The sequence below is a fragment of the Jeotgalicoccus halotolerans genome, from assembly GCF_003387165.1.
Taxonomy (GTDB): domain Bacteria; phylum Bacillota; class Bacilli; order Staphylococcales; family Salinicoccaceae; genus Jeotgalicoccus; species Jeotgalicoccus halotolerans.
This window is the reverse complement of the sequence record NZ_QUMW01000002.1, coordinates 1-11,551: the sequence shown is the minus strand read 5'-3', so window position 1 is coordinate 11,551 and position 11,551 is coordinate 1. Positions and strand designations below refer to the sequence as shown.

Below are 11,551 nucleotides of genomic sequence, written 5' to 3'. Positions count from 1 at the left end.
AATATATATCTTTATACCTGCATGCTCAACATACGCTCATAAAACAAAAAAACCATCCTTTCGGATGGTTTTTAATATGTTATTGAATTAAAAATTCTTCTGTAAAATCGTCGTTATAAAAAGTAACTTCTACATTTGATGTTAACACGTCTGTGTATGTATAAGATACACGCTCAAAATTATGTTCGTCTTGATCTAGTTCAACTACGAAAATCGATGGATATGTTTCTCTTAAAATACCTTTTCTTTCAATCAACTTCTTGCGTCCTCCGTTTGCGCGAAGCACACATGGATTTCCTAACTGACAATCAAGAATCTTTTTGATGTCGATTAATGTTTTTGGCATTATACCCCACCTCACTAAGTCCATTATAGCAAGTTTACATAATTCTGTCAAAAATCAGCCAATTTCTCAACATTTTTAAGCGAAATCCAAGTCCCTTTTCTTGAAAGCATCGTAAATTTCCTTATAATCTTCAAGTGATAAACTTTCACCGCGGCGTGCCGGATCAATTCCCGCTTCTTCAAACAGCGTTCTGATTTCATCTTTTCTTTTCTTTCCGTCAGCAAACAATGACTGATAGTTGTTCAGTATTGTTTTACGGCGATGCAGAAATGCGCCTCTTGTTAACTTGAAAAAAGTTTCTTCATCATCAATATCTACTTTTTTCTGAGTGCGGTTTTTTAACTCTACAATAATAGAATCGACGTTCGGCGGCGGCATGAATACGGTTTTCGGAACATTTTGAACTGTTTTAGCCTCTGTATAATAATCGATCGCAATCGATAAAGACCCATATGCTTTTGAATTCGGTGACGCACTGATACGTTCTCCAACTTCCTTTTGCATCATGACATAATAACGTGAAATCGGCAGATGTGCAGTCAGGAAGTTCATCAGTATCGGCGTCGTAATATAATACGGCAGGTTTGCGACAACCACGATATCATCACAATCGCTTAAGAATTCTTCGATACGAGCCGGGACATCGGCTTCCAGTATATCTTCATTGATAACTGTCACGTTATCATAATCGCTTAACGTATCATTAAGTACCGGGATCAGGCGCTGGTCAATTTCAAAAGCCAGCACTTTTCCTGCATTGATTGCAAGATGCTCCGTCAGTGATCCAATTCCCGGTCCCACTTCAATGACACCTGTATTTTTATTAATATCCGCTTTATGAATGACTTCTTTAATAACATTGGAGTCGATTAAAAAGTTCTGTCCAAGACTTTTCTTAAAAGTAAAATGGTGCTTGTCGAGTATTTCTTTAGTCCGCCCTATAGTAGCAATATGTTTCATCAGTTATTCACTTCCAGCCCTTTTAATATTTCTTCAACTTTTTCAGGTGAGATGCTGTAGCGGTTCAGTTTTTTTCGCAGCTGAGTTGCGTTCGCATAACCGATATTCAGCTGTTCCGTTAAATACTCGCGTCGTTCTTTCGCTTGTGAATTGCCCGATAAACGGAAATACTGCATATCCTGAATTGTTATCAGTTCCTCTTTAACCTGCCGGCTCGTCTGGCAGTTTTCGAGCGCTGCTCGTATATCTTCGATTCGGGCATGTTCCACGCCTACACTATTATGACCAAGTGCTTTATGTTTTGGTAAAAACGCCTCTTTAATATCAGGGAAACGTTCAATAATTGTATTTCTTATTTTATGACCCGGAAAGTCAGGATCCGTGAAAATAATCGCTCCGCGTGAATTCAAGGCAACTTCTATTTCTTCAAGTGTCCGTTCATTGATTGCCGAACCGTTCGTTTCAATCGTCTCGCAGATAACCGCTTCTTTAAGTCTGCGTGTGTCGTCCCTGCCTTCGACAATAATAATTTCTTTAATTACAGGTTTTTCCATACATCTCCACCTCTTATACTTCGTTTAGTATCATACCATATTTTAAGATTTCTTATCTTCAGCACACTAAAAAAGTGCTTCACTTCAACCAAAGTCAAAGTGAAACACTTTCATTTCAGATGTTATATAATCTTTTTGCGTTCGCAGTCGTTGCAGCGGCCAGGTCTTCATAACTCATACCGCGCAGCTCTGCAATTTTTTCTGCTACCAGTTTTACATGTGCCGGTTCATTGCGCTTGCCGCGGTATGGATGCGGTGTTAAATACGGTGCATCCGTCTCCACAAGCAGACGGTCGAGCGGAACATGAACAGCGATGTCTTTAGGCAGCTGCGCATTTTTAAATGTCACCGGACCGCCAAGTGATACATAGAAATTCATATCGATAATTTCGTCGGCTGTCTTTTCATCGGCACTGAAAGCGTGCATAATGCCGCCGATTTCCTGTGCATTTTCTTCTTTCAAAATTTCCACACAATCCTCCGTCGATTCACGGTTATGAATAATAATCGGCAGACCGACGCGTTTCGCTAAGGCCAGCTGACGTCTGAACAGTTCTTTTTGGACGTCTTTTGGTGATTTGTCCCAGTGGTAATCGAGACCTGCTTCACCGATGCCGACAATTTTCTTATGTTTGGACAGTTCTTCTATCCACTTCAGATCTTCATCAGTACAATCGACAGCATCGACCGGATGCCATCCGATGACCCCGTAAATATCATCATATTCTTCAATGAGTTCCATGGTGCGTTCAATCGACGGACGATCACAGCCGATAACAACCATTTTCTCGAGCCCGTTCTCTCTCGCGCGTGCGATTACTTCCTCGAGATCTTCCTCGTACTGGTGCGCATTCAGATGGACGTGTGTATCGATTAACACATAATCACTCCCTGATTTATTTTACAATACTGCCGTTTTCTATGCCGTCAGGCACATCAATTAATGTTAAACGGCTGCCCATTTCTGCAGTTAAAATCATACCTTCTGATTTCTCTCCGCGCAAGGTTACAGGCTGCAGATTCGTCACGACAAGCACTTTCTTGCCGATAATATCTCCCGGTTCATAATGCTCGTGAATCCCCGAAACAATCTGGCGCTCTTCAGTGCCTAAATCCACTTGGATTTTCAGCAGCTTTTTCGCTTTCTTCACTGCTTCTGCTGCAGTAACAGTCGCAACTTTAATTTCCACTTTATTAAAGTCATCAATTGTGATTTTTTCAGCCGTTTCTGTTTCTTCCTGATCCTCTTCTGCATCAGGCGGACGCATTTGATTTTTAATATGTGTGACTTCTTCTTCAACATCCAATCTTGGATAAATCGGTGTCGGTTTAGTCAGCTGGCTGGCAGGTTTTACAATGCCATAGCTTAATACTGACTCATACGTCTGCTGGTTTTCATCAGTAATATTCAGCTGTTTGAAAATTTCTTTCGGACCATGAGGCAGGTAAGGGCTCAAAAGGATAGCCGCAATACGGATGTTTTCTGCGAGATGCACCATCACGTTGCCGAGTGCTTCTTTGTTTGTCTCATCTTTTGCCAGCACCCAAGGCGCAGTTTCATCAATATATTTATTCGAGCGTCCGATAATTGTCCATACTGCTCTTAAAGCATGACTGAACTGCATTTTTTCCATGGCAGTCTCATATTCTGAAACGCTGTCTTTAACAGCTGTTTCAAGGCTTTTATCGAAATCAGTATGTGCACCTGTATACTCCGGTACATATCCGTCAAAATATTTATTAATCATTGAGATTGTACGGTTAACCAGGTTGCCGAGATCGTTTGCCAGATCAAAGTTAGTGCGCTCGATAAACGACTCCGGTGTAAATACGCCGTCAGAACCGAAAGGCACTTCGCGCATTAAGTAGTAACGGAGCGAGTCAAGACCGTAGCGCTCTACAATCTGATCAGGATAAATAACATTCCCTTTGGATTTCGACATCTTTCCGTCTTTCATTAAAAGCCAGCCGTGGCCGAGTAATTTCTTCGGCAGCGGCAGATCGAGAGCCATCAGCATAATCGGCCAGTAAATCGCATGGAAACGTACAATTTCCTTACCAATCATATGCACGTCTGCAGGCCAGTATTTTTTAAACAGTTCGTCATCGTCTGTAGAATAGCCGAGTGCAGTAATATAGTTTGCCAAAGCATCAATCCACACGTAAACGACGTGTTTCGGATCTGATTTAACCGGCACGCCCCATTTAAATGTCGTTCTCGATACAGCGAGGTCCTCAAGTCCCGGTTTTATAAAGTTGTTCAGCATTTCGTTTTTACGCGCTTCCGGCTGGATAAAGTCGGGGTTATCTTCGTAATACTGGACAAGACGGTCTGCATATTTACTCATTCTGAAGAAGTAGCTCTCTTCTTTAACAAGTTCAACATCATGTCCGCTCGGCGCTCTGCCGCCGATCATTTTCCCGTCTTCATCACGGTATACTTCATCGAGCTGCGTTTCTGTAAAGAATTCCTCATCCTGAACCGAGTACCAGCCTTCGTATTCACCAAGGTAAATATCGCCCTGCTCAAGCAGGCGCTCAAAAATGTACTGTACAGCAGCTTTATGTTTATCACTTGTCGTACGAATAAACTGATCGTACGTAATATCGAGCGATTTCCATAAATCTTTTATGCTCTTTGCCATATCATCGACGTAGGCCTGAGGTGAAACCCCCATGTTATCAGCTTTCTGTTCTATTTTCTGACCGTGTTCGTCGGTTCCTGTTAAGTAGTATACGTCATAGCCTCTCAGGCGTTTATAACGTGCCATTACATCACATGCAATTGTAGTATATGCATTCCCGATATGGAGTTTTCCACTGGGATAATAAATTGGCGTAGTGATATAAAATGTTGGTTTTGTCATGGGACATCCTCCTATAATATACTTATCTAATATATCTAATTTATGTATGTTTTTCAATTCGGAACAGTTTTTAATAGTTTTCCCATTATTTTTGTGCTATAGTCATGAATATCCAATTTCGGGTAATAGTTTCGCAGCTTATTTTTCCATTTTCTGCACAAGACATTTCGAAAATTGGATATAATCCATTATATTTTGGTTAACTATGTAGGAGGAATTACTAATGAAATCTACTGGAATTGTGCGTAAAGTTGATGAACTTGGACGCGTTGTTATTCCAATTGAATTGCGTCGCGTACTCGATATCGAAGTTAAAGATGCTCTGGAAATTTTTACAGATGATGATAAAATTATTTTGAAAAAATATCAGCCCCGCATGACCTGCGCAGTAACCGGCGATGTGTCTGATGACAACATGTCACTTGCTGACGGAAAAATAGTCCTGAGCAAAGAAGGCGCCGATCAGCTGATTAAAGAAATTCAAAAGAAAATTGATAAATAAGCCAATGCATTAAGCCATGAATAACCATTCGTGGCTTTTTATTTATGAAACACATCATATACTTCCTGCTTCTTCAAACCGCGCAGCTCCGCGACGAGTTTTATGGCGTCTTTCGGCCGCATTCCCTCTTCAACAAGTTCCGTTACGTGCTCCTTTGGAGTACCGGTAAATTCAGACTGTTCTTCTTCATATCTGTCTATAACAACGACAAATTCTCCTTTTAACGGGATATCCTTATCAAGTTTTGATAATAATTCGTCCGCTCTGCCTCTGACATGCTGTTCAAATTTCTTCGTGATTTCCCGCGATATACTCATAATTCTGCTGCTGTCAATTTTATTTATCTCCGTCAGCAGACTCTTCATTCTGTGCGGCGATTCATACAGCACGGACGTAAACTTATGGTGCATTATTTCAGATAATTTCTCTCTCTGTTTCGATGCACTTTTCGGCAAAAAGCCAAAGTATGTAAATTCATAACTGGCAATCCCGCTCGCTACAAGCGCCATCGTAAAAGCAGAAGCTGCAGGAATCACCGCGTACGGCAGTTTTTCATCCTGCATGCGGCTGACAAGTTCAAACCCGGGATCCGATATTACAGGCATACCGGCATCGGTCACAAGAGCATAGGTTTTGCCATGCTTTATATCTTCTATAATAGATTCGGTCGCTTCTTCTTTATTGAAATCATGGTAGCTTTTAAGCGGCGTGTCAATATTAAAATGTGTGGTTATTTTACGGGTAATACGCGTATCTTCACATAAAATTGCATCTGCTTCTTCAAGCGTTTTAATCGCTCTGTAAGATATATCATCCAGATTTCCTATCGGTGTCCCGGTAATGTATAACATTATTATCCTCCTATTAACGATAATTTCTGCTGCTTTGTCAGCTGTTTAATCGCGTATTCGCGTTTCAAGGCGCTGCTTTTTGAATCGAGCACTTCGACGTAGCGCAAGGTCACAGGCAGTCTGCCCCGGGTATATTTCGCGCCAAGGCCGGCATTATGTTTTGTAATACGCGCATCGATATCAGCTGTGTAACCTGTATACAGACTGCAGTCGCTGCATTCAATAATATAAACGTAATACTGTCTATCCTCTGTTGTCACCGTAATACACCTCAAGCATCTCATCTGAATATACCTGATCCGCCTTATAAATATAAAATGGCGGCAGTATATCCGCATATGCATTTGAATTAAAAATCGCTTCTACGACTATGAACATCGCTGTCCTGCTGTTTGTATCATTATAGACATACTGTGCACGTCTGACCCTGAAACCCTGGTTATGCAGCTCTGTAAAGACTTCAGCGCTGCGCTCTGCACGGTGCACCATATACAGCCTGCCCTTATTCGTTATTAAATAACGGCAGGCTTCGACGATGCCTTTTAAATCGATGTGAAGTTCATGCCGCGCAATGCTCTGCGGTCCTTTGTCCTTTAAAGGCTGGTTGCTTGTAAAATAAGGCGGGTTCACTATAATAACATCATATGAGGAATGTTTCATCGAAGTTTTAAGTGACTTAATATCTGCATTATACATTGTAATCTGGTCTGATTTCCCATTCATTTCAATACTGCGTTCTGCCATATCTGCGAGCAGGCTCTGTATTTCAACAGCATCTATGGGCTTTTCAGCACGGCTGGACAAAATCAGCGGTATAATGCCGTTACCGCTGCACAAGTCCATGATTCTGTTGTCGCGTTTATTTATTTTCACAAAATTTGCAAGCAGCAGTGCATCGACAGAAAATGAAAAAGTTTCACTGCTTTGAATAATACGCATATTTTCTCTGAACAGTTCATCTATGCGTTCATATGGTTTTAACATTGATTTCACTCCAAAAAGAAAAGCAGCTCATCGCTGCTTTAACTTTGTCTTTCATTAAAAAATGCCTGGCAGAACAAGCAGTCGTCTCCGTGCCTGTGTGTGCCGAAATGAATACTGCATACATGAAATCCTTCATCGTATAAACTTTTCAGTGAGTTTTCTTTAAAGGGAGAATCTGCTGTTTCTTTATCATTTAAAAGCTGTTCATAATTCTCTTTTTCAAGTTCCAGACTGACATTTTCTTCGACCAGTTTTACAGTAAGTTCTTTCAGTATACGCACTTCTTCATCCATGGTTTTTATATTGCGCTCAAGCTGCTGAATATGAAGGAACAGTTTTTCACGATCCATTAATTCACAACCTCTAGCTTATCTATATCTTCTTCGCCATATTCTTCGATATAATCATCGGAACCCTTTACCCTGACGGCCAGGTCCAGTATGTTAATACCGATAACTTTACCGATGCCCGCCGGTGTTTTCACTTTGGCACCGACATCAGGCAGTTTTATACGCGCATCTTCGTAATATTCATCTTCGTAATTTAAACAGCACATCAGGCGTCCGCATGCTCCTGATATTTTACTTGGAGAAAGCGATAAATCCTGATTCTTCGCCATTTGAATACTCACAGGAACAAAGTCTCCTAAAAACGTTGAACAGCAATGAGCGCGTCCGCAGGGACCAATGCCCCCGAGATACTTCGCTTCATCTCTGACACCAATCTGGCGCAGCTCAATACGTGTTTTAAAGCGCGTCGCGAGTATTCTGACAAGTGATCTAAAATCTACTCTGTCATCTGCAGTAAAGTTAAAAATAAGTTTTTTCATATCAAGTGTAAACTTGGCATTCACGAGATTCATATTAAGTTTTTCATCTTTAATTGCATTTGCACAAAATTCTAATGCAGCTTCAGCTTTTTCTTCATTAGTTTTGAATTTTATTAAATCTTCTTCTGTTGCCAGACGAAGAAATTTACCGTCGGGTTCTACAATATTATCTTTTGGGATTTCATAAGTGCCTTTCACTACATTCAGCAGTTCAAGACCTCTTTTTGTTTCGGCGACGATATAATCACCGCGTTCTATAGAATCATCACTGCATGTGATATATAAGTTATCGTAATAATCAAGTTGCGTGACCTTGATGATTTTAAGCATATTTATTCATCAACCTTTCGCACCTATGACCATACCTTCAAAAACAAGCATTGGATTAACATTAAATGAAAGCAGCTGGTTCGCTTTTTGAATTTCTTCGAGCATCCGCGTCAATTTTACCGTATTTACATCATTACCTTCCGGCATTGCTGATTCATACGGTCTAAAATTATCCAGACCGATTGTCTTATGCAATGTCTGACGGATAAATCCGGCAAGGAGCTGGAGCATCAGTTCATAATCTTTTCGTTCATCACAAATATCGACTATCTTTTTAGCATCGATTAAAACAAGCGGATGATTATGTATCCAGCGAGTACCAAAGCTGATAGCTTCTGTCCGCATTTCACTGAATTTATCAGCCATTTCGTTGACATGGCGAGCATTCAGCAGAAGAGCATTGACAGTCGCTGTTTCAGCTTCACTTAAATTCGGCAGCGAATCCTCGCGGTCGCCGTCCTCTCCCTGGATATGGATGTGCTGGCTTCTCGAATGTATCGTCGGCAGTATGCCGCTTTTATTTATCGTTAATAAAATCGCAATAGTTTTTTCAGGCGGTTCTTCTAAAAATTTCAGTATACTGTTTTCAGCTTGCGGAGTCAGTTTTTCAAACTGCTCAATAATATACACTTTGTAGTCAGATTCGATTGGTTTCTGGTTCATCTGGCGGACAAGCTGTTCGATGTTTTCTTTTTTAATCGTCGTTTCAGCTGTCGATAAATAATATAAATCCGGATGGTTGCCTGAATCAATCAGCATCTCATTCCGCGTATTTTCGCCGAATATATGCAGCGCAAAAAACTTGCTGTATTTACGCAGCGTTTCTATTGCATCACCTTCGAACATATAAGTATGACTCAGCTTATTGTTCTCGATAATTTTTAATAATTGTTTCTGTACAATACTGTTATTCATCTTAAAATCTTTCAAATTGTTCTATCGGTAAAACAAAAACAGTGGCGCCGCCGACCTCAACTTCAACCGGGTAAGGAATATAAGAATCTGCATTTCCGCCCATAGGAGTTACCGGTGCTACAGTCTGCTCACGGTTACCGCATGTGTCGTCAATAAGTTTAAGCAGTTCGTCCACACGAGCATCCTCAACCCCGCAAAGGAATGTAGTATTCCCTGCACGCAGAAAACCGCCTGTAGAAGCAAGTTTCGTATTTCGGAAATCATTTTTTGTTAATTTGTCATTTAATCTTTGGCTGTCATGGTCCTGTACAATAGCAATTACCATTTTCATTATTCTTCACCTCTAGATTGTATATAAGTATTTATAATATTTAATGTATCGCTTACAACGCTGTCAACTGACTGGGATGCATCCACAACTTTAATTCTGTTCGGATATAGTACCGATAACTCATTATAACCAGAGACTACTTTTTTATGAAAGTCGATAGTTTCTTCATCCAGGCGGTTATTTTCACGATTATTATCCTGTATTCGCTCGAGCCCCGTTTCCGGATCAAGTTTTAAATAAACTGTTAAGTCCGGCATATGGGTATCGATAGCAAATTTGTTTATTGCCATTATATCATCAAAACCGATGCCGCGGGCGATACCCTGATAAGCAAGCGAACTGTCGATAAAACGATCGCACAGTACGATTTTACCTGCCTCAAGTTCTGGTATTACACGTTCGACAAGATGCTGCCGGCGGGATGCTGCAAAAAGTAAGGCTTCTGTCCTGCCATCCATATCATGCTCTTTTGTCAGCAGTATTTCGCGAATTTTTTCACTGATTGGTATACCCCCTGGTTCACGTGTTTTCACGACTTCATGCGAATCTGATAACAATACTCTGATATGTTCTATAACCGTCGTTTTACCGGATCCTTCGGGACCTTCAAAAGTGATGAAATAACTCATAATTCTGCCTCATTCATATAATAGTTAATGTTATATTGTATACCCTCTATTTTAACATGATTAACTTGATAGTGCTTTACCCTTTTCAAATCCCGCTCTGTAATTGCAGCACCCTTTAACACAAGCGGTACTCCCGGAGGATAGGGAACAATGTTTGCTACGCATATTTTACCTTCAAGTATATCTATATCCTTAACTGTTCCTTCACTGGAAACTGCTGGAGTTAATTTTGAAATTTTATGAAGCAGTTCTTTAAAGGGATAGCTGTCCCCTTCATGCCAAAGCGGAAGACACCAGAGCACCCCTGCATCGGTAACCATCTCGGAGTATATACCAGTCTTTCGAAAACTCAGCTCCAGGTTGTATGCTCCTCTTTTCCATGTCAGCATAAGTTTTGCAGGATCATCCTGTTCAGCGACATCTATTTCAGCTTCTTTAAGACAATGTATCAGTTCTGCTCTTTTCTTAAAAAAAATCTCGTCATTATATTCATTATAAAATTGCTGTGCGTATTCGATAGAAGCCAAGACAAGATATGAAGGACTGGAAGTTTCAAAGTGATTAATATAATGCATTATCCGCCGATGCAGGTGGATATCTTTCGTAAACAGTACAGAAGCCATCGTCAGAGCAGGAAGCATTTTATGATAGGACTCAACGACAACATCCGCCTCCGCCAGCAGCAGTGACTCTTTAAAATTCTCAGTAATCGATAAATGTGCACCGTGCGCTGCATCTATAATACTGAAGCCGCTATTATTTCTTATGTATTCTATATGCTGCTTGATATTTTTATCCAAACTGCCGGTATATGCAGGAGAAGTAAATATTACACAGCTGCTGGCGAGTTCTGACTCATACAGCTCTTCTTCGGAAATCACGGTATAAGCAGCATTTACTAATGATATACCGTGATATACGGATTTATGGGCTTCTCCGATAATATAAAAATTAGTAACTTTTTCATTCAGAGCATAGATGCTGGAAATGATTCCGTTAGTCGTACCGTTTACCATCGCTTGTGCATGATAGCCTTCACTTTTTTGCGCAAGTTCTGCATTCAGCTGATCTAATACTTCTGCTGGGTCATGAAGGTCATCAAGACCCGGTATTTCTGTTAAATCATATCCCGGCTTAATGACATCTGACAGTTTTCCGATTGTATTATTTTTATGCCCCGGTACATGCATTGAAACCGCACCTTCAATATGAAAGCTTTTTAACTTATTAATAAGAGACATATTTACCTCCGATAGTTGTTATAGCATTATTATACTATAGAAAAAAGAACAAAAAAAAGAGACCTATAAAGGTCTCAATGCGGCTCATCGCATCCATAAATTGAATATGTTATGTACAGCCTGGCAGCGTCCTACTCTTGCGGGACGTCAGTCCAACTACCATCGGCGCTGGAGAGCTTAACTGCTGTGTTCGACATGGGAACAGGTGTGGC

Annotated in this window: 15 protein-coding genes and 1 rRNA gene; 1 reads left to right on the top strand and 15 read right to left on the bottom strand. The window is 40.6% G+C overall.

All coding sequences use genetic code 11. The annotated features are described in order from the left end of the window. Positions 1-79 precede the first annotated feature (79 nt). From DFR63_RS00560 to metG, 5 genes are all read right to left on the bottom strand, one after another. Complete coding sequence (locus DFR63_RS00560; protein WP_026860087.1) at positions 80-346, bottom strand: Veg family protein; 267 nt, start codon at positions 344-346, stop codon at positions 80-82. Positions 347-421: 75 nt separating this feature from the next. Next, positions 422-1,306, bottom strand: a complete 885-nt coding sequence (gene rsmA / locus DFR63_RS00555; protein ID WP_115883839.1) for a 16S rRNA (adenine(1518)-N(6)/adenine(1519)-N(6))-dimethyltransferase RsmA — start codon at positions 1,304-1,306, stop codon at positions 422-424. Continuing rightward, positions 1,306-1,860, bottom strand: coding sequence for a ribonuclease M5 (rnmV, locus tag DFR63_RS00550; RefSeq protein WP_115883838.1), 555 nt, complete (start codon positions 1,858-1,860; stop codon positions 1,306-1,308). Before rnmV ends, rsmA begins: the two co-directional genes overlap by 1 nt. Before the next feature lie 115 nt (positions 1,861-1,975). Then, complete coding sequence (locus DFR63_RS00545; protein WP_115883837.1) at positions 1,976-2,740, bottom strand: TatD family hydrolase; 765 nt, start codon at positions 2,738-2,740, stop codon at positions 1,976-1,978. Positions 2,741-2,756: 16 nt separating this feature from the next. Further along, the gene (gene metG / locus DFR63_RS00540) at positions 2,757-4,727 is read right to left on the bottom strand and encodes a methionine--tRNA ligase (protein WP_115883836.1); all 1,971 of its coding nucleotides are present in this window, start codon (positions 4,725-4,727) and stop codon (positions 2,757-2,759) included. A 223-nt stretch (positions 4,728-4,950) separates the two neighbouring features. Here metG and DFR63_RS00535 point away from each other — a divergent pair, with 223 nt between their 5' ends. Then, positions 4,951-5,229, top strand: a complete 279-nt coding sequence (locus DFR63_RS00535) for a transition state genes transcriptional regulator AbrB (protein WP_035810393.1) — start codon at positions 4,951-4,953, stop codon at positions 5,227-5,229. Positions 5,230-5,267: 38 nt separating this feature from the next. Here DFR63_RS00535 and rsmI read toward each other — a convergent pair whose 3' ends face one another. The 10 genes from rsmI to rrf all read right to left on the bottom strand — a co-directional run. Beyond that, complete coding sequence (gene rsmI / locus DFR63_RS00530) at positions 5,268-6,080, bottom strand: 16S rRNA (cytidine(1402)-2'-O)-methyltransferase (protein ID WP_245954095.1); 813 nt, start codon at positions 6,078-6,080, stop codon at positions 5,268-5,270. A 2-nt stretch (positions 6,081-6,082) separates the two neighbouring features. Further along, a complete protein-coding gene (locus tag DFR63_RS00525) occupies positions 6,083-6,340 on the bottom strand; it encodes a GIY-YIG nuclease family protein (RefSeq protein WP_245954094.1) in 258 nt (85 codons plus the stop codon). Further along, positions 6,324-7,064 (bottom strand): tRNA1(Val) (adenine(37)-N6)-methyltransferase, encoded by a 741-nt coding sequence (locus DFR63_RS00520; protein WP_115883833.1) that lies wholly within the window; start codon positions 7,062-7,064, stop codon positions 6,324-6,326. Before DFR63_RS00520 ends, DFR63_RS00525 begins: the two co-directional genes overlap by 17 nt. Before the next feature lie 38 nt (positions 7,065-7,102). Next, positions 7,103-7,414: an initiation-control protein YabA gene (locus DFR63_RS00515; protein ID WP_115883832.1), complete on the bottom strand. Its 312-nt coding sequence runs from the start codon at positions 7,412-7,414 to the stop codon at positions 7,103-7,105. Beyond that, complete coding sequence (locus DFR63_RS00510) at positions 7,414-8,223, bottom strand: PSP1 domain-containing protein (RefSeq protein WP_115883831.1); 810 nt, start codon at positions 8,221-8,223, stop codon at positions 7,414-7,416. The genes DFR63_RS00515 and DFR63_RS00510 overlap by 1 nt, the downstream gene beginning before the upstream one ends. Positions 8,224-8,232: 9 nt before the next feature. Next, entirely contained in the window at positions 8,233-9,138 is a 906-nt protein-coding gene (locus DFR63_RS00505) for a hypothetical protein (RefSeq protein ID WP_115883830.1), read from the bottom strand. Between the two features lies 1 nt (position 9,139). Continuing rightward, complete coding sequence (locus DFR63_RS00500; RefSeq protein ID WP_026866209.1) at positions 9,140-9,469, bottom strand: cyclic-di-AMP receptor; 330 nt, start codon at positions 9,467-9,469, stop codon at positions 9,140-9,142. Then, positions 9,469-10,098, bottom strand: coding sequence for a dTMP kinase (gene tmk / locus DFR63_RS00495; protein WP_115883829.1), 630 nt, complete (start codon positions 10,096-10,098; stop codon positions 9,469-9,471). Before tmk ends, DFR63_RS00500 begins: the two co-directional genes overlap by 1 nt. Next, the gene (locus DFR63_RS00490; protein WP_115883828.1) at positions 10,095-11,339 is read right to left on the bottom strand and encodes an Orn/Lys/Arg family decarboxylase; all 1,245 of its coding nucleotides are present in this window, start codon (positions 11,337-11,339) and stop codon (positions 10,095-10,097) included. The genes tmk and DFR63_RS00490 overlap by 4 nt, the downstream gene beginning before the upstream one ends. Before the next feature lie 118 nt (positions 11,340-11,457). Continuing rightward, positions 11,458-11,551: ribosomal RNA gene (rrf, locus tag DFR63_RS00485) — 5S ribosomal RNA — on the bottom strand; the annotation flags it as partial.

Excerpts from the sequence above, each read along its gene's own strand:
- DFR63_RS00520 (WP_115883833.1), bottom strand. The coding sequence starts at position 7,064 with ATGTTAAAACCATATGAACGCATAGATGAACTGTTCAGAGAAAATATG.
- rnmV (WP_115883838.1), bottom strand. The coding sequence starts at position 1,860 with ATGGAAAAACCTGTAATTAAAGAAATTATTATTGTCGAAGGCAGGGAC.
- DFR63_RS00535 (WP_035810393.1), top strand. The coding sequence starts at position 4,951 with ATGAAATCTACTGGAATTGTGCGTAAAGTTGATGAACTTGGACGCGTT.
- DFR63_RS00510 (WP_115883831.1), bottom strand. The coding sequence starts at position 8,223 with ATGCTTAAAATCATCAAGGTCACGCAACTTGATTATTACGATAACTTA.
- rsmA (WP_115883839.1), bottom strand. The coding sequence starts at position 1,306 with ATGAAACATATTGCTACTATAGGGCGGACTAAAGAAATACTCGACAAG.
- DFR63_RS00515 (WP_115883832.1), bottom strand. The coding sequence starts at position 7,414 with ATGGATCGTGAAAAACTGTTCCTTCATATTCAGCAGCTTGAGCGCAAT.
- DFR63_RS00500 (WP_026866209.1), bottom strand. The coding sequence starts at position 9,469 with ATGAAAATGGTAATTGCTATTGTACAGGACCATGACAGCCAAAGATTA.
- DFR63_RS00505 (WP_115883830.1), bottom strand. The coding sequence starts at position 9,138 with ATGAATAACAGTATTGTACAGAAACAATTATTAAAAATTATCGAGAAC.
- metG (WP_115883836.1), bottom strand. The coding sequence starts at position 4,727 with ATGACAAAACCAACATTTTATATCACTACGCCAATTTATTATCCCAGT.
- DFR63_RS00560 (WP_026860087.1), bottom strand. The coding sequence starts at position 346 with ATGCCAAAAACATTAATCGACATCAAAAAGATTCTTGATTGTCAGTTA.
- rsmI (WP_245954095.1), bottom strand. The coding sequence starts at position 6,080 with ATGTTATACATTACCGGGACACCGATAGGAAATCTGGATGATATATCT.
- DFR63_RS00490 (WP_115883828.1), bottom strand. The coding sequence starts at position 11,339 with ATGTCTCTTATTAATAAGTTAAAAAGCTTTCATATTGAAGGTGCGGTT.
- tmk (WP_115883829.1), bottom strand. The coding sequence starts at position 10,098 with ATGAGTTATTTCATCACTTTTGAAGGTCCCGAAGGATCCGGTAAAACG.